Source organism: Pseudomonas asiatica (assembly GCF_040214835.1).
GTDB classification, from domain to species: domain Bacteria; phylum Pseudomonadota; class Gammaproteobacteria; order Pseudomonadales; family Pseudomonadaceae; genus Aquipseudomonas; species Aquipseudomonas putida_Z.
The window spans coordinates 3,399,733-3,419,780 of record NZ_CP157874.1 but is presented as its reverse complement, the minus strand read 5'-3'; the positions used below and the strand labels follow the sequence as shown (position 1 = coordinate 3,419,780).

The window sequence follows — 20,048 nt, the reverse complement described above, 5'->3', positions numbered from 1 at the left end:
TCCCACAGGTACCCCACAAGTTCCAGAGATTCTGATATCCCTGTGGGAGCGGGTTCACCCGCGAAGAGGCCAGTGCAGGCTAACGCCCCTCATGCTGCCGCCGATACGCCCCCGGCTGCACCCCCACCGCCTTGGCGAACGCCCGGGTAAATGCCGCCACCGACTGATACCCCACCTGCGCCCCCACCTGCTCCACGGTATGCCCCGCCCGCAGCAACTGGCTGGCATGGCGCATGCGCAACGCCAGCAGTACTTGCCCCGGCGACTGTCCCGCCAGTTCATTGAAACGCTTGAAAAACGCCGACCGCGACAACCCGGTGCAGGCGGCCATGCTTTCCAGCGTCCACGCTTGCCCCGGTTGCTCGATCAGCTGCTCCAGCAACCCGGCAAACGCCGGTTGCCGGGCGAGGGCGACCAGCCCGCCCAGCGATTGCCCGGCATGCACCTGCTGGCGCAGCACATACAGGAACAACAAGTGCGTCAGCCGCTCCAGCAACGCCTGTGACGGCCCGGCGGCGCGCCGGCATTCCTCCAGGATCAGCTCGAACAACGCCCGCGCCGCATGCCCGGCCGGTTCATCGGCGCGCAGCAATATCCAGTCGGCCAGGCCGTCGACAATCAGCGCCGACAAGCCCGGCCTGAAGTGGAAGAAACCACATACCAGCCCCACGCCATCGACCGCATCGGCGTCCATGGGCTGCATGTGCTGGCGTGGCTGGGCGCAGGCACTGGCCGGGTCCTGGTCGCTGGCCAGGCGATAGCCGAGGTCGCGCAGCAGGAACACCGCATCGCCGGCCTCCAGGCGCAGTGCCTCGGGCTGGCCGTCGATGTGCAGCCAGCAATGCCCTTGCACCACCAGGTGGAAGCTGGCCCGGCCCATGCCTTGGGTGCTGGCGTGCCAGCCGCCGCAGTAGCGGCCCACATGAAACAGGCTGGCATCGAGCTCCAGGCCCTCTAATAACCAATCGACAAGGTGGCTGGACGAAATCATCTAATGCAAAGACTCAAGAGCAAGGAAAGGCGACTGATGAATATGGAGGGTAGTTCTTATAACCAACAGACTGTAGTGACACCCATCAAAGGAGACCACTCCATGTCCTCGCGCATTACTTTACACACGCTGCAGAGCGCCCCGGAAGCGGCCCGTCCGTTCCTCGAGAACGCCCAGAAGAATTCCGGCTTCATCCCCAACCTGCTGGGCGTGCTGGCCAATGCCCCGGCGGCGCTGGAAACCTACGTGACCGTTTCGGCACTCAACGGCAAAGCCGAACTGAGCCTGGCCGAGCGTGAAGTGGTGCAGCTGATTGCCGCCACCCAGCATGGCTGTGACTTCTGCGTGGCCGGCCACACGGCCGTGGCCCTGAACAAGGCCAAGCTGCCGCAGGAGGTGGTCGATGCCCTGCGTGCCCGTGGCGAGCTGCCCGATGCCCGGTATGAAACCCTGGCCGCGTTCGCCCGCGAAGTCATCGCCACCCGTGGCAATGTCAGCGAGGCCACTTACCAGGCCTTCCGCGCAGCCGGTTTCAGCGAAGGCAACGCCCTGGAGGTGATTCTGGGCGTGAGCCTCGCAACCCTGTGCAACTTTGCTAATGTGTTCGCCCAGACGCCGCTCAATGACGAGCTCGGCAAGTACCGCTGGCAACCTTCTGCATGATCCGCGCGTGACACCGGTCGTACCGCGATCGTTGTAGGAGCGGCCTTGTGCCGCGAATGGGCCGCCAAGCGGCCCCGGCGTTTTCAAAGGAGCAAGACCATGCAAGATTGTGCATTTCGACACTGGCTGGATGCCAATGCCGAGGCCATTGACCGCGGCCAGTGCGAGCCGCAGCTGGTGCTGGCGCAAATCGCCGAATCGCAGCTGCTGCGGGTCGGTGTCGACCCGGCCCTGGGCGGCACGGGCGGGCAGGTGACCGACGCGGTCGAGGCCATTGCCGCGATCGCCAGCCGCTCGCTGGCAGCGGCGTTCGTCTGCTGGGGCCAGCGCGCCTTCATCGAATACCTGTTGCACAGCCCCAACCAGCCCCTGCGCGAGCGCCTGTTGCCGCGCCTGCTGACTGGCGAACTGGCCGGCGCCACCGGGCTGTCCAATGCCATGAAGTTCCTGTCCGGCATCGAAGCGCTGCAGGTGCGCGGGCGCCCGCAAGCCGATGGCTGGCAGCTGGAAGGGCGCCTGCACTGGGTGACCAACCTGCGCAAAAGCGGCTTCGTGGTGGCTGCGGCTATTGAAGACGAAGCCGGTGGTGCACCGTTCGTGCTGGCCATTCCGTCCGACGCGCAGGGCCTGGAGCGCTCCGACGACCTGCAACTGATGGGCCTGCAGTCGAGCAACACCGCGGCACTGGCCTTCCACCAGGTGCAATTGCAGCGTGGCTGGTTGTTGCACGAAAATGCCCGTGAGTTCCTGCCCCGGGTACGCCCGGCGTTCCTGGCGCTGCAGTGCGGCATGGCCATTGGCCTGGCGCGGCGGGCGCTGGCGGAAGTACAGGCACACCTGCATGGCCGTGCCTCGTTCCTCGACGAAGCACGCCAGGTGCTCGGCGAGCGCCTGGAAAACACCGTGAGCGAGCTCAAGCAGGGCCTGCTCGATGGGCGCTTCCAGCAGCAGCCGGCAGCCTTGTTCAAGCTGCGTATCACCCTGGCCGAAAGCGCTGCCGACGCCGTGCAACTGGAGTTGCAGGCCAGTGGTGGCAAGGCCTACCTCAGCGAGTATGGCGAAGGCTTTGCCCGCCGCTGGCGCGAGTCGGCCTTCGTGCCGATCGTCACGCCCAGCCTGGTGCAACTGCGCGCCGAACTGCAACGCCAGGCGGGCGCGGCATGAGCCAAGTGTTGCTCGAAGCCCGCGACATCAGCCTGGGCTACCCCCGCGAGGGTGGCTGGCAGGCGGTGCTGGCGCAGTTCGACCTGCAGCTGGCACCCGGCGAAGTGGTGACCATCCTCGGCCCCAGCGGGGTCGGCAAGTCCAGCCTGCTGCGGGTACTGGCCGGCCTGCAGCAGCCCCGCGGTGGCAGCGTGACCCTGCACGGCCAGCCGCTGCAGGGTCCGCACCCACGCCTGGCAGTGGCCTTCCAGGACCCGAGCCTGTTGCCCTGGCTGAGCCTGGAGAAGAACGTCGCCTTCGGCCTGGACTTCGCCCGCCAGCCAAAACTTGCCGCCGCCGAACGGCGCGCCCGCATCGACCATGCGATTGCCGCCGTGGGCCTGGCCCATGCTCGCGGCCAGTACCCGGCGCAGTTGTCCGGCGGCATGGCCCAGCGCACCGCGCTGGCCCGTTGCCTGGCCCGCCAGCCCGAAGTGCTGTTGCTCGACGAGCCTTTCGGCGCGTTGGATGAAGTGACCCGGGCCGACATGCAGCAACTGCTGCTGCAACTGATCGCCACCCACAACACGGCGGCGGTGCTGATCACCCACGATATCGACGAAGCCCTGCTGCTGTCCGACCGGGTCCTGCTACTGGGCAACCACCCAGCGCATACCCTCGGCCAGTGGCGCATCGACCTGCCGCAACCACGGACGCAGCGGGTCGAGGAACTGGGCGCCTTGCGCATCGAAATCCTCAAAACCCTTCGGCGGGCAAGCCGCACAGTCGAACCTACCCCAACCCCGTTGCCCTCGGAGGCTGTCCATGTGCATGGATGACTGCTGTTCCTCTTCTTCGCGTCGCGATTTCCTCAAGCTCGGCGCCATGCTCACGGCCGCCGGAGCACTGCCGTTGCTGTCGAGCCTGCAGGCCCGTGCCGCCGCCGAGCCGGACGCGCCAGTGCGTATCGGCTACCTGCCGATCACTGACGCCACGCCACTGCTGGTGGCGCACAACAACGGCCTGTTCGAGGCCGAAGGCATCAAGGCCGAGCGCCCGGTGCTGCTGCGCAGCTGGGCGCAGGTAATCGAGGCGTTCATCTCTGGCCAGGTCAACGTCATCCACCTGCTGTCGCCGATGACCGTATGGGCCCGCTACGGCAGCAAGGTGCCGGCCAAGGTGGTGGCCTGGAACCACGTGGGCGGTTCAGGCCTGACCGTGTCCCCGGACATCAGCGACATGAAACAGCTGGGCGGCAAGACCGTGGCCATCCCGTTCTGGTACTCGATCCACAACGTGGTGCTGCAACAGATGCTCAACGACAACGGCCTGACCCCGGTGTCGAAGCCGGCCAATGCGCCACTGGCCGGCAACGAAGTCAACCTGCTGGTATTGCCGCCGTCCGACATGCCGCCGGCGCTGGCCAGCAAACGCATCGCTGGCTATATCGTCGCCGAGCCATTCAACGCCCTGGCCGAGAACCTCAAGGTTGGCCGCGTGCAGCGCTTTACCGGCGATGTGTGGCGCAACCACGCCTGCTGCGTGGTGTTCATGCACGAGCACGACCTGAACAACCGCCCGGAGTGGTCGCAGAAGGTGGTCAACGCCATCGTCAAGGCCCAGCACTGGACCCGTGATCACCGCGCCGAGGCCGCCGCATTGTTGTCCAAGGCCGGCCCCAACAAGTACACCCCGCATGAACCAGCAGTGCTCGGCAAAGTGCTGGCCCCGGCCGCCGAGGACCGTGCCGGTTACATTGCCAGTGGCGCCATTCGCCACCAGCACTGGGACGAAAAGCGCATCGATTTCCAGCCTTACCCGTTCCCCAGCTACACCGAAGAGCTGGTCAAGCGCCTGAAAACCACCCTGATCGAGGGCGACAGCGCGTTCCTGGCCGGCCTGGACCCGGCACAGACCGCCCGCGACCTGGTCGACGACCGCTTCGTGCGCAACGCCATCGCCAGCGTTGGCGGGCCGTCGGTGTTCGGCATCGCCGATAACTTCGAGCGTAGCGAGGAGTTCGCGGTCTGATGCGCACGCATGTCGTTCATGCCGGCCTGGGGCTGGCCGGGTTGCTGGGTTTGTTGCTGTTGTGGTGGGCCGGTGTCGCGCTGTTCGGCCAGGCCGATGGCCTGTCGGCGCGCTTTTCGCCGGCAGCGACCCTGGCCAGCCTGGTCGAGTTGTTGGGGCAGGGCGAGGTGTACGGGCATATCTGGGTCAGCCTCAAGCGTATCCTGGTCGGGCTGCTGCTGGCGCTGCTGATCGGCGTGCCGCTGGGCTTGCTGGTGGGCAGCTACCGGCACCTGGAGGCTGCGACCACACCGGCGTTCCAGTTCCTGCGCATGATCTCGCCGCTGTCGTGGATGCCGGTGGTGGTGATGCTGATGGGCGTGGGGGACCAGCCTATCTACTTCCTGCTGGCGTTTGCCGCGTTGTGGCCGATCTTGCTGAACACGGCGGCCGGGGTAAGGCAGCTGGACCCACGCTGGTTGCAGTTGAGCCGCAGTTTGAGTGCCACGCGCCGGGAGACCTTGTGCAAGGTGATCGTGCCCGGGGTGATCGGCCATGTGCTGACCGGCGTGCGCCTGGCCATCGGCATCCTGTGGATCGTGCTGGTGCCGTGCGAAATGCTCGGGGTGAGTGCGGGGCTGGGGTACTTCATTCTCGATACCCGCGACCGGCTGGCGTATTCCGAGCTGATGGCGATGGTGCTGCTGATCGGGGTGCTGGGGTTTGTGCTGGATGCCCTGGCGCGTGGGCTGCATCGGCGTTGGGTGCATGGCTGAGGGGCCAGTGGGGCTTCTTCGCGGCTAAACCCGCTCCCATAGAACTGCACATAACTCATTGAATTAACAGGGACCCTGTGGGAGCGGCTTTAGCCGCGAACACCGGCGCAGCCGGTGCCATGCACCGCGTTGGATTCTTCGCGGCTAAAGCCGCTCCCACAGGGTACGAGGATCGCTTGCGAATTCAGTTATCTGTGCGACAGCGCAGCCCAAAGGGCTGGGCAATCTCCCACAGGCCCTCGGATCAATGCACGGTCTTGCGCTGCCGTACACACTCCTGGGCCTGAGCGGTCAGTTCGTCCAGCCGCTCATCGCGCATCTGTTCCGCTTCGATCATCGCATCCTCACCCTGCTGGTTGAGCAGGTAGGTATGGATCTGCATCACTTCCGCCGTCTGGTAGATCGGCGCAATATCCAGCCGCCCGATCAGCGCGCCGCTAGCCCGCCCGGTACTGCTCATCAGTACCTGCGGCCCATTGGCGGCCACCACCTGCATGCCCATCGCCTCGAACCACGGTACCTGGCTGGCAAAGGCATTCAGCTCGACGCAGGCATGGCGTGCCTGCAGGTCGCCCAGCAGGGCGCGGGCGATGCCCTGGCGACGATGGCTGGCGCGCACGGCGAGGAATGCCAGGGCGCAGGCCTGTTCATCGTCCTCGGCCGGCAGCGACAGGGCAAACCCCAGCAATTGGTCCGGTGCCTCGGCATCCAGCGCCAGGGTCAGCGTCACGGCCAGGCCGCGGGTGCCGTCCAGTGCTTGCAGGTACTGGTGCACCTCCATGCCGACGCCGTACTGGTACAGCGGGTACAGCGGGTTGTCGGCACTGATGGCGACACTGCTCAGTTCGCCGACGTGGTGGATCACCAGTTCGCGGATCTGGTTCTGGAAAGATTCAGGCGGCACGCTGTCGAGGCGGCTCAGGATGAACATCGGGGGGCGGGCTCCGGCGGGTAGATGGACGGCCCGCGCCATGCGGGCGCGGGCTGTACAGTCTAACCGGTTTTGCCGATCAGCCTTGTACCTGCAATGCACCGAGCATCAGGTCGAGGTTTTGCACCGCCGCACCGGAGGCACCTTTGCCGAGGTTGTCGAACACTGCGGTCAGCAGCACCTGGCCATGCTCAGGGTTGGCGTAAAGCGCCAGGCGCAGGTCGTTGCTGTCGTTCAACGCCTCGGGGTCGAGGTTCGGCGCTGCGCCGTGCTGGTGCAGGGGCATCAGCTGGACGTGGCGGGCACCCTGGTAGTGCTGCTGCAGGCAGGCCTGCAGCTGTTCGGCACTGACCTGGCCGGGCAGCAGGCGCAACTGCAGCGGGATGCTCAGCACGATGCCTTGGCGGTAGGCACCGTAGCCGGGCATGAACATCGGCCGCGCCGACAGCCCGGCGTGCTGCTGGATTTCCGGCACGTGCTTGTGCGCCAGTTCCAGGCCGTACAGTTGCAGGGCCGGGGTTTTGCCGGCGGCGGGCTGTTCATGCCGTTCGACTGCGGCGCGGCCGCCACCGGAATAGCCGGAAATGGCGTGGATGTTCAGCGGGTAATCCGCTGGCAGCAGGCCGGCCTTGACCAGTGGGCGCAACAGGGCGATGGCGCCGGTGGGGTAGCAGCCGGGATTGCTGACGCGCTTGCTGTGCGCGATGCGCTCGGCTTGCTGCTCGTCGAGCTCCGGCAGGCCATAGACCCAGCCTGGGCTGGTGCGGTGCGCGGAGCTTGCGTCGATCACCCGTACCTGCGGGTTGTGGATCGCCGCCACGGCCTCGCGGGCGGCATCGTCGGGCAGGCACAGCAGGGCGATGTCGGCGCTGTTAATTGCCTCGCGGCGCCGTTGCGGGTCTTTGCGCTCGGCTTCGGGCAGGGTCAGCAGGCGCAGATCGCTGCGGCCTTGCAGGCGGGCATGGATCTGCAGGCCGGTGGTGCCTTGGTCACCGTCGATGAAGACAACAGGGGTGTGCATGGTCAAAGTCCGGTCGGGGAGGGATGGCCTATGCTCGCTTGTGGCTCTGGTAAAGAAAATTTGAATATGATGATCGATATGTTCATCTTTTCTGAATGAGTTTGGCCCATGCGCGAAATCAGCCTCGATCGCCTCCGCACCCTGGTGGTCATCTCCGACCTGGGCTCCTTTGCCGAAGCCGCCCGCCAGCTCAACCTGGCACCGCCCACCATCAGCCTGCACGTGGCCGAGCTGGAGGCGCGCATCGGCGCCCCGTTGCTTACCCGCACCCGCGGCCAGGTGCGGCCCACGGTCATCGGCGAAACCCTGCTGGCCCGTGCCCGCCGCCTGCTGGCCGACGCCGACCTTGCGCTGGATGAAGTGCGCCGACAGGTCGAGGGCCTGACCGGCCGGGTGCGCCTGGGCGCTTCCACCGGTGCCATCGCCCACCTGCTGCCGCAAGCGCTGGAGCACTTGCGTACGGTGCACCCGGGGATCGATGTGCAGGTACAGGTGCTGACCTCCCAGGCCTCGTTGGCGCGCTTGCGCGAGGGCACGCTGGATATCGGCCTGGTGGCCTTGCCACAGGTGGCCGGCAAAGGGCTTGCGGTTACGCCCTGGCGGCGCGACCCGATCCTGGCCTACGTGCCGGCCGACTGGCAGCCACCGGCCAAGGTTACGCCGGCCTGGCTGGCGCAGCGGGCGTTGATCCTCAACGACAGCAGCACCCAGCTTTCGCGGGTGACCGGCGAGTGGTTCGCGGCAGCGGGGTTGTACCCCGAGCCGCGAATCGAGCTGAACTACAACGATGCGATCAAGAGCCTGGTCGGGGCCGGGTATGGGGCGACATTGTTGCCGCAGGAGGGGGAGTCGGCCGAGCTGGACCGGCGCATCGCCCGCCGGCCGCTGCGGCCGGGGTTGTGGCGGCAACTGGGCATTGCTTGCCGGGAAGGGCAGGTGGAGCGGGCCACTGGATATGTGTTGCAGGCGTTGGAGCGGTTGCGCCAGTGAGGGCCCTGGGGCTGCTTTGCAGCCCTTTCGCGACACAAGGCCGCTCCTACAAGGGAACGCGACCTCTTGTAGGAGCGGCCTTGTGTCGCGAAAGGGCCGCACAGCGGCCCCAGGTTTCAACCCCGCTCTCGGGCCCGCAGCGCGGTCACTGTCTCCCCGCCAACCCCCCAGTTATCGGTCGGCACCTCCTCGATCACCACAAAGGTACTGGCCGGCGGCTTGCCCAGCACCTGCTGCAGCATGCGGGTCGTCTGTTCGATCAACTGGCGCTTGTGCTCAGCGCTCACGCCTTCATCGGTTACGCGAATATGGACATAGGGCATGGTTCTCGCTCCTCTGTCAGTGCCAGGTGCCAGCGGTGCTACCGCCATCCACCGGCAGGATCACGCCGCTGACGAAGCGTGAATCGGCCAGGTACAACACTGCATCCACGACATCCTGTGGCAAGCCGGTGCGGCCACTGGGTGACAGCGCGCCCATGCCTTGTGTGTTGCCGCCATGCAGCGGTGTTTCGATGATCCCCGGTGCCACCGCATTCACCTGTACGCCGCTGGCTGCCAGTTCCAGTGCCAGGCCTTTCACCGCCTGGTTCAGGCCACCCTTGACCAGTACCGGCAGCAGGGCCGGCACGCGGGTGTCCGGTTGCAAGGCGATGGAGGCGGTGATGGCGATGATCTGCCCATGCCCTTGCCTGGTCATGACCCGCGCCGCTTCCTGGGCCGGGTAGAAGAACCCCTTGAGGTTGGTACCGACCAGGGCGTCGACATCCGCTTCGTTGTACTCGGCAAATGGCTTGGCAATGAAGATGCCGGCGTTGTTGATCAGCAGGTCGACCCCGCCAAAGGCTTGCTCGGCGCTGGCGAACAGGCGCTGCGCCGTGCCCGGTTCGGCGATGTCGCCAGCCACGCCGATGAAGCGCGATGGGTTGCCGAGGCGGGCGGCGGCTTGCTCAAGGCGGGCCTGGCTACGGGCGTTGCCGACCACGTTGTCGCCGCGTTCGAGGAATGCCTCGGCCAGGGCGAAACCCAGGCCGCTCGAGGCCCCGGTAATGATGACGGTGCGTGGCGTGTTCATGTGCATGATCTCCAGTGAAGTGAGCCATGGGCTCGGTGTGAAGCCACTGTAGGTTGCAATCAGCACTTGAAAAATGAGGCACGGGGCATTTCAATCGATACACCATGTAATCAATCGAGCCGTCATGACCCGCCATTTCGATGACCTGCAACTGGGCAGCCTGGAACTGTTCTGCCTGGCCGCCGACAGCGGCAGCTTCACTGCCGCGGCCACGGAGGCCGGCGTTACGCCGGCGGCGGTCAGCCGCAGCGTGGCGCGCCTGGAAGAGCGCCTGGGCGTGCGCCTGTTCGTCCGCACCACCCGGCAGATGCGCCTGTCCGCAGCCGGCCAGGCCTATTACCAGCAATGCCGGCAGGCACTGGGGCAACTGGTCGAGGCCGAGCGCCAGGTCACGGGCGGGCAGGTCGAGCCGAGCGGCCGCCTGCGTATCAGTGCACCCACGCCCTATGCCCATCACCGGCTGTTGCCGCTGCTGCCGCGGTTTCGCCAGCGCTACCCAAAGGTGCAGGTGGATGTGCATGTCAGCAACCGCAACGTCGACTTTGCCGAGGAGCCGTTCGACCTGGCCATTCGTGGTCGCGAGCCGGCCGATTCGCGGCTGGTGGCGCGTCGCCTGGAAGATGCCGAACTGGTGGTGGTGGCCACGCCGGGCTACCTGGCCCGTGCCGGCACGCCACGAACACCGCACGACTTGCTGCAACATGAGTGCATCCAGTTCGAACTGCCCAGCAGTGGCCGCCGCCCGCCGTGGAGCTTCCTTCAGGATGGCCAGCAGGTGGAGATCGAAACCCAGGGTGGGTTCACCTGCCTGGGCGACTTCCTCGCCACCGCCACGCTGGTGCGCCACGGCGGCGGGCTGATGCAGGCTTACCGCTTTACCGTGCAGGACGCACTGGCCAGTGGCGAACTGGTGGAAGTGCTCGCCGAGTTTGGCGGCACTTCGCGGCCGTTCATGCTGATCTACCCCCAGGCCCGGCACATGCCGCTGCGGGTACGGGTGTTCATCGATTTCCTGTTTGCCGAGGGGGCATAGCCCCCGGGTCGAGCCGAGGCGCCGTGGCGTATGGCCGACTATGCTGTTTGCTGCGTCGAGCCAATGTCATCTCGACGACCCTTCAGGTTTTCCAGGAGAACGCTCCATGAAATCCACGAAATGCATACCCTTGCTGGTGATTGCCTCGGTCCTCAGTTTTGCCGCACACGCAGACCCAGCGAGCAACTGTGCGGCCAAGATCAAGGAACTTGAGGATTTCGACAAGGCCAGTGGCCAGGCAATGCATGGCGGCATGGCCCATGACTTCAAAGTCCACCTGCAAAATGCCAAGGATGCTCAGAGCAAGGGTGATATGAAGCAGTGTCAGGCCTCGGCCGACCAGGCCAAGACTATCTACAACAAGGCACGTAGCAGATAAGCGCTTCCTGGCCCTTTCGCGGGTAAACCCGCTCCCACAGCATCTCCAACAGGCTCAAGGCCAGCGCGGTACCTGTGGGAGCGGGTTTACCCGCGAAGAGGCCAGTGCAGGAAAGCCCAGTCAGAACCAGCGATCGTTCTTCCTGCGCCCACGGGTCAGCGCCGGCAGGATCAGCCCCGGCAGCAAGCCCGCGCCGGCAATGCTGCCGCCATACACCATGTAGCGCATCATCACCTGCTTGTTCTCGTCCCCCAGGCGGGCCTGGGTATCGCGCAGCTGCGACTGGCTCTGGTCGAGCTGTTCATTCAGCGCCTTGTTGCGCGCCTCCAGTTCGTCGATCAGCTTCTTGCGTGAATCCAGGGTTTCCTGCATGCCCTGCACGCGGCTCTTCCAGCTGTCGTCGATGTTTTTCAACTGCCCGGTCAGGTCCGCGACCTGGGCATCGAGCTGCGGCAGGCGCTCGCTCTGGCCTGGCACTGACTGCAGGTCGTTGCTGAGAATCCACACCAGATCGCCGTTCTGCCCGCGCACCTGGCTGTAGTTGCCCTGGCTGCCGATCAGGGTCAGCTTCTGCCCGGACTTGAGCGTACCGACGATGCGGTGGCCATCGGTGGGGCCGCTGCGCACGTAGGTGCTCAGGCTATCGCTGACCCAGCGTGCGTCGCTGGCAGGCTCTTCGGCGTGCACCGGTGCGGCAAGGGCCACCAGGGTGGCGATCAGGCCGCCGCGCAGGGCAGTGAGGGCGGAAGCAGTTGGGCGGGAATCGGGCATGTTGGGTCTTCGCTGAAACAGGACAAAAGTAGGCCCGGTGACTGGGCCGATGAACCGGTCGGTGAGTTGACCGTCAGCGAAAGACCGTTTTTTTGTAGGCGGGTTCACTACCTGACGTCGGAAATGTCTGCAGGATGTTGCAGGGCCCGGCTTGGCTTTGCTGCATTGCCAATGAGGAAAATGTCGTGGAGTACCCCTTGTCGATCCTGTGAATTCACCCTGCTTGCCGGGGCTAGACTCTGGAGTTCACATTCATTCATGGAGCAAGACCATGACTGCCAGGAACACCATCTGCCTCTGGTACGACAATGATGCCGAGGAGGCAGCCAACTTCTATGCCAGCGTCTTCCCCGACAGCAAGGTAATCGCGCTGCACAAGGCACCGAGTGATTACCCGTCGGGGAAGGAGGGCGACGTGATCACGGTCGAATTCACCGTCATGGGCATTCCCTGCTTGGGGCTCAATGGAGGCAAGGCCTTCACGCACTGCGAGGCTTTTTCATTTCAGGTCAGCACCGAGGACCAGGCCGAGACCGACCGCTTGTGGGATGCCATTGTCAACAATGGCGGCCAGGCCAGCGTCTGCGGCTGGTGCAAGGACAAATGGGGGATTTCGTGGCAGATCACCCCGCGCATCCTCATCGAAGCCATCGGGCACCCCGACCGGGCAGCGGCCAAGCGGGCGTTCGAGGCCATGATGCAGATGGGCAAGATCGATGTGGCCAGGATAGAGGCGGCGTTGAAGGGCTGATTACGACAGTGAAGGCATCTTGATTGAGGGCTGATCGGGGTGAGCGTGCTTTTGACCATGAGTTTTTGTAGAACCAGGAAATCCGCACGCCATGATGACTGTTGTCGTTCGACACCGACCTGATTGGTGTATATGGCTTCTGCGTGGACATGTCGCGCAGCTGGATCTGCGGTGGCCTGGAGCCCACGGCTGAGCAGAAGCGCCTGTACCGCATTGCCCATGAACACATCCACGTCAACGCCGAAATGGTCAAGCCTGGCGTGCGCTTCACCGAACTCACCCGCAACGGCCACCGCTTGCCCGAGAGCTGCCGCGCGCAGCGTTACGGCGTGATGTTCCATGGGGTGGGGCTATGCGATGAGTACCCGAGCATTCGTTACCCGGAAGACCTCGAGTCCTATGGCTACGAAGGCGAACTGCAGCCGGGCATGGCCTTGTGCGTGGAGGCCTATGTGGGCGAAGTGGGCGGCCGTGACGGGATCAACTTGGAGAACCAGTTGCTGGTGACCGAGGATGGGTATGAGCTCTTGACCCATTACCCGTTCGAGGAAAGCTTCCTGCGCGATTGATTGGGCACCTGAAACCTGCGCCGTACCTGTGTAGGAGCGGCTTTAGCCGCGAACACCGGCAAAGCCGGTGCCATCCACCGCGCCGCCTGCTTCGCGGGTAAACCCGCTCCCACAAGGTACGGCGCAGGCTCCGGCTCACGCGGTCCCTGTGGGAGCGAGCTTGCCCGATCAGTTGCCGGTCACTTCGGCCTCTGCCGACGCCGGCTTGGCCGAAGTCTTCTTCTCCTGCACCACGATGTAGAACTCTTCGCCATGCTTCACCGCGCCATACAGCACGGCCTTCTCGATCAGTTCGTTGCCGCGCAGGTGGCGCAGCATCATCGGGTCCTTGCGCAGGTCGCGGTACAGCGCCAGGCACAGCAGCACCATCACCACCACGAACGGCAGGGCCACGACGATGGTCAGGTTCTGCAGGCCGGTCAGCGCCTCGCCGGGGTCGCGCGGGTCGCCGATTGCCAGCATGATCGCCGCCACCGTACCGGTCAGTGCGCCCCAGAAGATCACCGTACGTCGCGATGGCGTGGTGGTGCCGTGCTCCGACAGCGTGCCCATCACCAGCGAGGCCGCATCGGCACCGGAGACGAAGAAGATACCCACCAGAACCATCACCAGCACCGATGTCGCCGAGGCCAGCGGGTAGCTGTCCAGCAACTGGTACAGCGCGTGGTTACTGTTGACCGCACCATTGGCCAGCTGGAAGGCGCCTTCGCGCAGGGCGTCGATACTCGCGCCGCCGAAGATGGTGAACCACACCAGGCTGACCAGGCTCGGTACCAGCAGCACCCCGGTAACGAACTGGCGGATGGTGCGGCCGCGGCTGATGCGGGCGATGAACATGCCCACGAACGGCGTCCAGGAAATCCACCAGGCCCAGTAGAACACGGTCCAGCCGGCCAGCCAGCTGTTCATCTGCTCACCGCCGCTGGCGTTGGTGCGGGCCATCATTTCCGGCAGCATCTTGACGTAGATGCCGATCGAGGTTGGCAGCAGGTTGAGCATCAGCAGGGTCGGGCCGACCATGAACACGAACAGCGCCAGCACCAGCGCCAGCACCATGTTGGTGTTGGACAGCCACTGGATGCCCTTGCCGATGCCCGACACCGCCGAGGTGACGAAGGCGATGGTCAGCAGGGTGATGATCGAGATGTAGAACAGCTTGCCGGGGCTTTCGATCCAGCCGTTGTATTCCAGGCCACCGGCGATCTGCAGCGCGCCCAGGCCCAGCGAGGCCGCCGAGCCGAACAGCGTGGCGAAGATCGCCATCATGTCGATCAGGCGGCCGAGCGGGCCGTTGGCATGCTTGCCGATCAACGGCCGGAAGGCGGCGGAAATCAGCTGCGAGCGGCCGCGACGGAAGGTGCCATAGGCAATCACCAGGCCGACGATGGCATACATGGCCCAGGGGTGCAGGGTCCAGTGGAACAGCGTGGTGGCCATGGCCACCTGCATCGCTTCGCTGGATTGCCCGGCGGCCGTCCCAGGCGGTGGCGACACATAGTGCGACAGCGGTTCGGCAACGCCGAAGAACATCAGGCCGATGCCCATGCCGGCGCTGAACATCATCGCCACCCACGACACCGTACGGAATTCTGGCTGTTCGCCATCACGGCCCAGCGGGACCCGGCCGTAACGGCTGGCCGCCAGCCACAGCACGAACACCACGAACAGCGTGGAGGTGAGCACGAAGAACCAGCCGAAGTTGAGAATGACCCAGGATTGCGCGCTGGAGGCGCTGCTGGCGAGGCTGGCCTGGTTGAGGAAGCCCCAGAGGACGAAAGCGATTGCCAGGAGGCTGGTGAAACCAAAGACGATCCAGTCGATCTTGCCCTCGAAACGCCGGTCCTGGCGCGCTTCTGCGGTTTTCGAGGGGTCCGTCACGCCAAGGTCGAGCGTTTCGGTGATGTGTTCCTTTGCCATGAATGATGAGGCCCCTTTCTGGCTTACCTGCAGGTGCAGGCTTGTTGTTGTGTGGGCTACCGAGTTCGATGACTGCCTCGGCCGGGAGATTGCTGGCGGGATTATCCTGTGCACGAAACGGCGGCTCCTGTCCCGATAACGCCCCGGGGCGTCCATTACGCGACCTGCCAAATACTTTTAGTTCTGGGGGCGATGGCCCTTTCTGCTTCGCGTTCTGGTACCCTGATGGGCATTCCCCGGGCCTGCACATCCGAGCACCGTAGAAGCGCTGCTGCTTGTGGGCCTGGCCGTACCAGGAAACGGAGATTCGTCCAAATGGCCACTGACCGTGTGAGCCTGATTCATTTCGATAAATTGAGCATGAGCCCTGCCGCTGCCGATCGGTTCCAGAAAGCCCTCGACGCGCTGGAAGCGCTCAAGCTGCAGGACCGTTACGTGTATCTCATCGCTCCTTATCTGGGTGATATCGCTGACGCCTCCGACCCCGAGCAACTGGCCACCGCCCTGGAACAGGGCTTGCGCGTGGTCGACGAGCTGCTGGCTGCCAGGTCGGTCAGCAAGATCAAGGCCGAGGAAGTGCGCCAGGTGTTCCACGGCGCCGCCGAGCGTGCGCGGGCAGAAATGCCTGGCTGAGTGGCGGCATGGCCAAAGACATCGACAACCCTTGCGTCTCGCTGTGCCAGCTCAATAGCGAGCTGTGCGTGAGCTGTGGTCGCACCCGTGACGAAATCCGCAAATGGCGGGGCATGAAGCGCCCCGAGAAGATGGCCACCGTGCAGCGGGCGGCAACGCGGATGAAGGCTATCGCCAAGAAGGCGGCCAAGCGGCAGAATGCCGACTGAACCTGCGCACCCTGTGCGCGGCCTTTCCTGATTGTCTGACGAGCCTGAAAATGGATTCTCACTCGCTGTTTGCCTTTACCCTGGTCGCTGCCATCGCGATCGCCAGCCCCGGCCCTGCCACCCTGATGGCCATCAACAACAGCCTGGCCCATGGCCAGCGCAGCGCGATCTGGTCGTCGCTGGGCAATGGTTCGGGCCTGTTCTGCCTTTCTGCTGCAGCCATGCTGGGCTTGGGCGCGCTGCTGGCCAGTTCCGAAATGCTGTTCAACGCCGTGAAGATCCTGGGGGCGGGCTACCTGTTCTACCTGGGGGCGCGGCAATTGCTGAAAAAGAGCCCGATGCTGGCTCAGGGCGCCGCAGAGGGTGTGGCCAAGGTCCGGCCCACGCCGCTGAAACTCTACAAGTCGGCCTTCCTCACGGCAGTGACCAACCCCAAGGCGACCATGTTCTTCACCGCACTGTTCCCGCAGTTCATCGACCAGGGGGCGGCGCTGCTGCCGCAATTCCTGATCCTGACCGGGATATTCGTGGCGTTGTCGCTGGTTTCGCTGAGCCTGTATGCCGCGCTGGCAGCGCGGGCCAAGGGCGTGCTGACCCGGCCGTCGCTGTCGCGCTGGGTGAGCCGGGTGGTGGGCACCACCTTCATCGGTTTTGGCGCGGCGATCCTGGCGATGCGTCGGCAGGGGGCCTGAAGTACGAGGGCCGCTCGGCCGATAAAAGGCCAACCTGATGGCCATACATGGTCCAGACTGTCTACAGCACGCACAGATGGGTGCTGCAGTCGACCACAGGATGTGGCAGCCTTTGGCCACCGCTCCGGGTCTGCGGATGTCACATGTGCCGAGGGTTGTCGATGATCGAGCGCTGCTTTCGCCACGCCTTGTTGCTGCTGCCGTGCCTGCTGCTGCCGCTGGCGGCGGTAGCGCATGAGGAATGCCGGCGGCTGACTGCCACCGGCAACCCGGAATACCCCCCCTACCTGTGGCGCGACCCGCAGAACCCCCAGCAACTGATCGGTGCCAATGCCGACCTGCTCAAGTACCTGGGCAAGCAGCTGGGGCTGGAAATCGAGGTGGTCTACGGCGGGCCGTGGTCGCGCGCCCAGGAAGAAGTGCGCACGGGCCGGATCGATTTGATGGCCGGGTATTTCCTGACCGAGGCCCGCCGGCAACAGATGGACTTCATTGCCCCGGCATTCCTGCATACCCCAAGTGTTGTCTGGGTGCGCCAGGACAATACCTTTGCCTACCGGCAATGGGCCGACCTGAAGGGGCGCAAAGGTGGCACGCTGGTCAACAACAGCCACGGCCAGCAGTTCGACGACTACGCCAGGACCAACCTCACCCTCGAAGCGGTACCCGGTGCCAGGCAGGCATTCGAGAAGTTGATGCACAAGCGCAGCGATTATGTGGTGTACGAGCAGTATCCCGGCTTGGCGCTGGCGCGCACATTGGGGATTGCCGACACTTTGCAGGTGCTGGAGCCACCGATATCCAGCGAAGGGCTGTACCTGGCGCTGTCGCATGACTCGCCCTGCAACCAGCCGAAGCTGCGTGAGGCGCTGGCGAGGGAGATGGAAAAGATCGTTGCCGGGGCGTTGCCGGAGCAACTGCTGCAGCAAAACCTGGAGCGTTGGCAATAAATAGCAGCCTGGTATGCGCTCCTACAGGGACCGGGCCAGTTGCTCGGCTTCCTTGGCCCGGGTCACGCTGACTGCGCCGGGCAGGGTGACATCGTTCTTCGCCGCGAGGATCTCGGCCATGACGCTGACGGCAATCTCGGCCGGGGTCTTGCTACCGATATAAATGCCGATAGGGCCGTGCAGGCGCTGCAACGACGTTTCGCTTTCGCCAAAGTGTTCGATCAGCCGCTCGCGGCGCAGCTGGCTGTTGCGCCGTGAGCCGATGGCACCGATATAAAACGCCGGGCTGTGCAGGGCTTCGAGCAGGGCCAGGTCGTCCAGCTTGGGGTCGTGGCTGACGGCGACGATGGCGCTGCGCAGGTCTGGGGCGAAGGCGCGGACCACGTCGTCCGGCATGCCGGCCAGGTGGTTGACGCCGGCAACGTTCCAACCTGCCGTGTACTCGGGGCGCGGGTCGCACAGTGAAACGCTGAAGCCACTGAACAGGGCCATGGTCGCCAGGTATTCGGCCAGCGCGCCGGCACCGATCAGCAGCAGGCGGTAGCCGGGGCCGAGGGTACTGAGCATGTGCTGGCCATCGAAGCTGAACAGTTCGGGCGTGGTGGTGGCGGTGAGGCTGGCTTCACCGCTGCGCAGGTCAAGCCCACGGCGTACCAGATTGCCGCCGTCGAGGCCGGCGAGCAGTTGTTCGAGGTGTGGCAGCGACGGGGCGAATTCCAGCACCAGTTCGAGGGTGCCGCCACAGGGCAGGCCGAAGCGGTGGGCCTCGTCGGCGCTGACGCCATAGCGCACCACCTGGGGCAGGCCGCCGGGCATGCCGGGGCCGCCGTAGGCACTGGTGTAGCGGTGAATGAGGTCGTCCTCGATGCAGCCGCCAGAGACACTGCCAACCACACGGCCGTCGCTGCGCAGGGCCATCATCGAGCCCACCGGGCGGGGGGAGGAGCCCCAAGTGCGGGCGACCGTGGCGAGCAGGGTGCGGTGGCCGGCGGCGAGCCAGTCTCGGGTGGTGCGCAGGACCAGCAGGTCGATGCTTTCCATGGGTACTCCGGTAAAGCCTGGTGTTCAAGGGTGGCTGTACCGGCCTCTTCGCGGGTGAACCCGCTCCCACAGGTACTGCACAGGTCTTAGGGGTGGTGCAAATCCTGTGGGAGCGGGTTCACCCGCGAAGAGGCCGGTACAGCCACCAAATTCATCGCATATGCAAAATGATCGGGCTACTGCTGGCCGGGTCGGTATGCCCACGCAACTTGCCCACCGCCTGCGCATTCACCGCGCCACCATTGTTCCCCCAGGCACTGCGCACGAAACCCAGCACATCAGCAATTTCCTGGTCACTCAACTGCTCACGGAAGGCCGGCATGCGATAGGCATCGGGCAACCCGGCCGTCACCACCCGCTGCGAACCATTGAGGGTGATATTGATCGCCGAGGCGTCTTCCTTGGCCAGTGCCGAGGTAGCGCCGGCCAAAGGTGGCATCCACTCGGCCTGGCCCTTGCCGTCCAGGCCATGGCACGACGCACAGCGGGTTACATAGGTATGCGCCCCAGGGCTGTCGAGCCGCGCCGCCGTCGTTTCGGCCTGGTACTGCCACGGCTCACCGTCGCGTTGCGGGTCGCCGGGCAGCGACTTCAGGTAGTGGGCGATGGCGGCCAGGTCGTCGTCACTCATGAACTGCGTGGAGTTGTTGAATGCCTCGGTCATCGAGCCGAATACCACCGCATGCCGGTTGCGTCCGGTCTTGAGGAACTGCGCGATCTCGGCCTCGCTCCAGCGCCCCAGACCGGTGTTGGGGTCGGCACGCAGGCTCGGTGCATACCAGCCATCGAGCAGGGCACCAGCGAGGAACGGCTTGCCGCTGTCATCCAGGGCCTTTTCGTTGAAGGCCAGGCCGCGCGGCGTATGGCAGCTGCCACAGTGGCCAGGGCCCTGGACGATGTAGGCGCCGCGGTTCCACTGGGCATCCTGCCCGGCTTGGTCGGCATATGGCGTGGTGGCGGCGAACAGGCCGTTCCACATGGCAATGGGCCAACGCCAGTTCAGCGGCCAGGGAATGTCGCTGGCAAGGTTGGCCTGTTGCACGGGTTGCACGCCGTGCATGAAGAAGGCGTACAGCGCCTTTACATCGTCATCGCTGAGCTTGGCGTAGGACGGGTAGGGCATGGCCGGGTACAGCCGCCGGCCACCGGGCGCGACGCCCTGGCGCACGGCACGGTCGAAGTCGGCCAGGCTGTAGCCACCGATGCCGGTGTCGCGGTCGGGGGTGATGTTGGTGGCGTGGATCGCCCCCAGCGGGGTGGCCATTTCCAGCCCGCCGGCGAACGGTTTGCCGTCCGGCAGGCTGTGGCAGGCCACGCAGTCGCTGAGGCGGGCCACGTACTCGCCACGGCTGACCAGCGCCGGGTCGGCAGTGGTGGCCTGCGCATCGGCAAATGGCGAGGCGGGCTCGCGGGTGACGTACCAGGCCAGCAGGCCTGCCGCGACCAGGCACGGCAGCGCCAGCCAGCCAGCGGTTCTTGCGAAACGGTGGGTCATGGGGCGTCC

The 20,048-nt window shown here is 65.1% G+C and carries 23 protein-coding genes; 14 read left to right on the top strand and 9 right to left on the bottom strand.

All coding sequences use genetic code 11. The features are described 5' to 3' along the window. Positions 1 to 79: 79 nt before the first annotated feature. Positions 80 to 991 carry an AraC family transcriptional regulator gene (locus ABNP31_RS15265; RefSeq protein WP_350012472.1) on the bottom strand — a complete coding sequence of 304 codons (912 nt, stop codon included), beginning with the start codon at positions 989 to 991 and terminating at the stop codon, positions 80 to 82. A 102-nt stretch (positions 992 to 1,093) separates the two neighbouring features. Between ABNP31_RS15265 and ABNP31_RS15260 the strand changes: the two genes are divergently transcribed. From ABNP31_RS15260 to ABNP31_RS15240, 5 genes are all read left to right on the top strand, one after another. After that, positions 1,094 to 1,654 (top strand): carboxymuconolactone decarboxylase family protein, encoded by a 561-nt coding sequence (locus ABNP31_RS15260; protein ID WP_003259243.1) that lies wholly within the window; start codon positions 1,094 to 1,096, stop codon positions 1,652 to 1,654. Positions 1,655 to 1,753: 99 nt separating this feature from the next. Beyond that, positions 1,754 to 2,818: an acyl-CoA dehydrogenase family protein gene (locus ABNP31_RS15255; protein WP_085665651.1), complete on the top strand. Its 1,065-nt coding sequence runs from the start codon at positions 1,754 to 1,756 to the stop codon at positions 2,816 to 2,818. Then, positions 2,815 to 3,636, top strand: coding sequence for an ABC transporter ATP-binding protein (locus tag ABNP31_RS15250; RefSeq protein ID WP_025338798.1), 822 nt, complete (start codon positions 2,815 to 2,817; stop codon positions 3,634 to 3,636). Before ABNP31_RS15255 ends, ABNP31_RS15250 begins: the two co-directional genes overlap by 4 nt. Then, a complete protein-coding gene (locus tag ABNP31_RS15245) occupies positions 3,623 to 4,828 on the top strand; it encodes an ABC transporter substrate-binding protein (RefSeq protein ID WP_350012471.1) in 1,206 nt (401 codons plus the stop codon). The genes ABNP31_RS15250 and ABNP31_RS15245 overlap by 14 nt, the downstream gene beginning before the upstream one ends. Next, complete coding sequence (locus ABNP31_RS15240) at positions 4,828 to 5,583, top strand: ABC transporter permease (RefSeq protein WP_015270722.1); 756 nt, start codon at positions 4,828 to 4,830, stop codon at positions 5,581 to 5,583. The genes ABNP31_RS15245 and ABNP31_RS15240 overlap by 1 nt, the downstream gene beginning before the upstream one ends. Before the next feature lie 244 nt (positions 5,584 to 5,827). On the opposite strand, the gene ABNP31_RS15235 is transcribed toward ABNP31_RS15240, so the two are convergent. Both ABNP31_RS15235 and argC read right to left on the bottom strand, forming a co-directional pair. Next, positions 5,828 to 6,514: a GNAT family N-acetyltransferase gene (locus tag ABNP31_RS15235; protein ID WP_025338801.1), complete on the bottom strand. Its 687-nt coding sequence runs from the start codon at positions 6,512 to 6,514 to the stop codon at positions 5,828 to 5,830. A 79-nt stretch (positions 6,515 to 6,593) separates the two neighbouring features. Next, a complete protein-coding gene (gene argC / locus ABNP31_RS15230) occupies positions 6,594 to 7,535 on the bottom strand; it encodes an N-acetyl-gamma-glutamyl-phosphate reductase (protein WP_013973018.1) in 942 nt (313 codons plus the stop codon). Between the two features lie 108 nt (positions 7,536 to 7,643). On the opposite strand from argC, the gene ABNP31_RS15225 reads away from it, so the two are divergent. Further along, positions 7,644 to 8,525 carry a LysR family transcriptional regulator gene (locus tag ABNP31_RS15225; RefSeq protein ID WP_025338802.1) on the top strand — a complete coding sequence of 294 codons (882 nt, stop codon included), beginning with the start codon at positions 7,644 to 7,646 and terminating at the stop codon, positions 8,523 to 8,525. 116 nt (positions 8,526 to 8,641) lie between these two features. Here ABNP31_RS15225 and ABNP31_RS15220 read toward each other — a convergent pair whose 3' ends face one another. Together ABNP31_RS15220 and ABNP31_RS15215 are read right to left on the bottom strand one after the other, a co-directional pair. Continuing rightward, complete coding sequence (locus ABNP31_RS15220) at positions 8,642 to 8,848, bottom strand: tautomerase family protein (protein ID WP_025338803.1); 207 nt, start codon at positions 8,846 to 8,848, stop codon at positions 8,642 to 8,644. A 16-nt stretch (positions 8,849 to 8,864) separates the two neighbouring features. Beyond that, entirely contained in the window at positions 8,865 to 9,599 is a 735-nt protein-coding gene (locus ABNP31_RS15215) for an SDR family NAD(P)-dependent oxidoreductase (protein WP_238066468.1), read from the bottom strand. Between the two features lie 124 nt (positions 9,600 to 9,723). Between ABNP31_RS15215 and ABNP31_RS15210 the strand changes: the two genes are divergently transcribed. Together ABNP31_RS15210 and ABNP31_RS15205 are read left to right on the top strand one after the other, a co-directional pair. Further along, a complete protein-coding gene (locus ABNP31_RS15210) occupies positions 9,724 to 10,632 on the top strand; it encodes a LysR family transcriptional regulator (RefSeq protein ID WP_003259239.1) in 909 nt (302 codons plus the stop codon). 106 nt (positions 10,633 to 10,738) lie between these two features. Further along, entirely contained in the window at positions 10,739 to 11,011 is a 273-nt protein-coding gene (locus ABNP31_RS15205; protein WP_025338805.1) for a hypothetical protein, read from the top strand. A 120-nt stretch (positions 11,012 to 11,131) separates the two neighbouring features. Here the strand turns inward: ABNP31_RS15205 and ABNP31_RS15200 are convergent, their stop codons facing one another. Beyond that, positions 11,132 to 11,782, bottom strand: a complete 651-nt coding sequence (locus tag ABNP31_RS15200) for a TIGR04211 family SH3 domain-containing protein (protein ID WP_350012470.1) — start codon at positions 11,780 to 11,782, stop codon at positions 11,132 to 11,134. A 271-nt stretch (positions 11,783 to 12,053) separates the two neighbouring features. Here ABNP31_RS15200 and ABNP31_RS15195 point away from each other — a divergent pair, with 271 nt between their 5' ends. Together ABNP31_RS15195 and ABNP31_RS15190 are read left to right on the top strand one after the other, a co-directional pair. Beyond that, complete coding sequence (locus ABNP31_RS15195; protein WP_350012469.1) at positions 12,054 to 12,533, top strand: VOC family protein; 480 nt, start codon at positions 12,054 to 12,056, stop codon at positions 12,531 to 12,533. A gap of 101 nt (positions 12,534 to 12,634) precedes the next feature. After that, a complete protein-coding gene (locus tag ABNP31_RS15190; protein WP_350012468.1) occupies positions 12,635 to 13,102 on the top strand; it encodes a M24 family metallopeptidase in 468 nt (155 codons plus the stop codon). 168 nt (positions 13,103 to 13,270) lie between these two features. Here ABNP31_RS15190 and ABNP31_RS15185 read toward each other — a convergent pair whose 3' ends face one another. Next, positions 13,271 to 15,019, bottom strand: coding sequence for a BCCT family transporter (locus tag ABNP31_RS15185; RefSeq protein ID WP_350012467.1), 1,749 nt, complete (start codon positions 15,017 to 15,019; stop codon positions 13,271 to 13,273). A gap of 315 nt (positions 15,020 to 15,334) precedes the next feature. On the opposite strand from ABNP31_RS15185, the gene ABNP31_RS15180 reads away from it, so the two are divergent. From ABNP31_RS15180 to ABNP31_RS15165, 4 genes are all read left to right on the top strand, one after another. Further along, positions 15,335 to 15,652: a hypothetical protein gene (locus ABNP31_RS15180; protein ID WP_137163704.1), complete on the top strand. Its 318-nt coding sequence runs from the start codon at positions 15,335 to 15,337 to the stop codon at positions 15,650 to 15,652. Between the two features lie 8 nt (positions 15,653 to 15,660). Continuing rightward, complete coding sequence (locus ABNP31_RS15175; RefSeq protein ID WP_012271937.1) at positions 15,661 to 15,861, top strand: DUF1289 domain-containing protein; 201 nt, start codon at positions 15,661 to 15,663, stop codon at positions 15,859 to 15,861. A gap of 50 nt (positions 15,862 to 15,911) precedes the next feature. Further along, on the top strand, positions 15,912 to 16,553 hold the full coding sequence (locus tag ABNP31_RS15170) for a LysE family translocator (protein ID WP_025338811.1): 642 nt from the start codon (positions 15,912 to 15,914) through the stop codon (positions 16,551 to 16,553). A gap of 161 nt (positions 16,554 to 16,714) precedes the next feature. Further along, positions 16,715 to 17,503, top strand: coding sequence for a substrate-binding periplasmic protein (locus ABNP31_RS15165; RefSeq protein WP_085665657.1), 789 nt, complete (start codon positions 16,715 to 16,717; stop codon positions 17,501 to 17,503). 21 nt (positions 17,504 to 17,524) lie between these two features. Here ABNP31_RS15165 and ABNP31_RS15160 read toward each other — a convergent pair whose 3' ends face one another. Together ABNP31_RS15160 and ABNP31_RS15155 are read right to left on the bottom strand one after the other, a co-directional pair. Then, on the bottom strand, positions 17,525 to 18,544 hold the full coding sequence (locus ABNP31_RS15160) for an XdhC family protein (RefSeq protein WP_350012466.1): 1,020 nt from the start codon (positions 18,542 to 18,544) through the stop codon (positions 17,525 to 17,527). 151 nt (positions 18,545 to 18,695) lie between these two features. Continuing rightward, positions 18,696 to 20,039: a c-type cytochrome gene (locus tag ABNP31_RS15155; protein ID WP_085665659.1), complete on the bottom strand. Its 1,344-nt coding sequence runs from the start codon at positions 20,037 to 20,039 to the stop codon at positions 18,696 to 18,698. Positions 20,040 to 20,048: the final 9 nt, after the last annotated feature.

What these genes read in the sequence shown, in the direction of transcription:
- ABNP31_RS15220 (WP_025338803.1), bottom strand. Translation starts at nt 8,848, where the DNA reads ATGCCCTATGTCCATATTCGCGTAACCGATGAAGGCGTGAGCGCTGAG.
- argC (WP_013973018.1), bottom strand. Translation starts at nt 7,535, where the DNA reads ATGCACACCCCTGTTGTCTTCATCGACGGTGACCAAGGCACCACCGGC.
- ABNP31_RS15160 (WP_350012466.1), bottom strand. Translation starts at nt 18,544, where the DNA reads ATGGAAAGCATCGACCTGCTGGTCCTGCGCACCACCCGAGACTGGCTC.
- ABNP31_RS15185 (WP_350012467.1), bottom strand. Translation starts at nt 15,019, where the DNA reads ATGGCAAAGGAACACATCACCGAAACGCTCGACCTTGGCGTGACGGAC.
- ABNP31_RS15205 (WP_025338805.1), top strand. Translation starts at nt 10,739, where the DNA reads ATGAAATCCACGAAATGCATACCCTTGCTGGTGATTGCCTCGGTCCTC.
- ABNP31_RS15180 (WP_137163704.1), top strand. Translation starts at nt 15,335, where the DNA reads ATGGCCACTGACCGTGTGAGCCTGATTCATTTCGATAAATTGAGCATG.
- ABNP31_RS15155 (WP_085665659.1), bottom strand. Translation starts at nt 20,039, where the DNA reads ATGACCCACCGTTTCGCAAGAACCGCTGGCTGGCTGGCGCTGCCGTGC.
- ABNP31_RS15260 (WP_003259243.1), top strand. Translation starts at nt 1,094, where the DNA reads ATGTCCTCGCGCATTACTTTACACACGCTGCAGAGCGCCCCGGAAGCG.
- ABNP31_RS15265 (WP_350012472.1), bottom strand. Translation starts at nt 991, where the DNA reads ATGATTTCGTCCAGCCACCTTGTCGATTGGTTATTAGAGGGCCTGGAG.
- ABNP31_RS15245 (WP_350012471.1), top strand. Translation starts at nt 3,623, where the DNA reads ATGTGCATGGATGACTGCTGTTCCTCTTCTTCGCGTCGCGATTTCCTC.
- ABNP31_RS15175 (WP_012271937.1), top strand. Translation starts at nt 15,661, where the DNA reads ATGGCCAAAGACATCGACAACCCTTGCGTCTCGCTGTGCCAGCTCAAT.
- ABNP31_RS15200 (WP_350012470.1), bottom strand. Translation starts at nt 11,782, where the DNA reads ATGCCCGATTCCCGCCCAACTGCTTCCGCCCTCACTGCCCTGCGCGGC.
- ABNP31_RS15195 (WP_350012469.1), top strand. Translation starts at nt 12,054, where the DNA reads ATGACTGCCAGGAACACCATCTGCCTCTGGTACGACAATGATGCCGAG.
- ABNP31_RS15240 (WP_015270722.1), top strand. Translation starts at nt 4,828, where the DNA reads ATGCGCACGCATGTCGTTCATGCCGGCCTGGGGCTGGCCGGGTTGCTG.
- ABNP31_RS15165 (WP_085665657.1), top strand. Translation starts at nt 16,715, where the DNA reads ATGATCGAGCGCTGCTTTCGCCACGCCTTGTTGCTGCTGCCGTGCCTG.
- ABNP31_RS15210 (WP_003259239.1), top strand. Translation starts at nt 9,724, where the DNA reads ATGACCCGCCATTTCGATGACCTGCAACTGGGCAGCCTGGAACTGTTC.
- ABNP31_RS15225 (WP_025338802.1), top strand. Translation starts at nt 7,644, where the DNA reads ATGCGCGAAATCAGCCTCGATCGCCTCCGCACCCTGGTGGTCATCTCC.
- ABNP31_RS15170 (WP_025338811.1), top strand. Translation starts at nt 15,912, where the DNA reads ATGGATTCTCACTCGCTGTTTGCCTTTACCCTGGTCGCTGCCATCGCG.
- ABNP31_RS15250 (WP_025338798.1), top strand. Translation starts at nt 2,815, where the DNA reads ATGAGCCAAGTGTTGCTCGAAGCCCGCGACATCAGCCTGGGCTACCCC.
- ABNP31_RS15255 (WP_085665651.1), top strand. Translation starts at nt 1,754, where the DNA reads ATGCAAGATTGTGCATTTCGACACTGGCTGGATGCCAATGCCGAGGCC.
- ABNP31_RS15215 (WP_238066468.1), bottom strand. Translation starts at nt 9,599, where the DNA reads ATGAACACGCCACGCACCGTCATCATTACCGGGGCCTCGAGCGGCCTG.
- ABNP31_RS15235 (WP_025338801.1), bottom strand. Translation starts at nt 6,514, where the DNA reads ATGTTCATCCTGAGCCGCCTCGACAGCGTGCCGCCTGAATCTTTCCAG.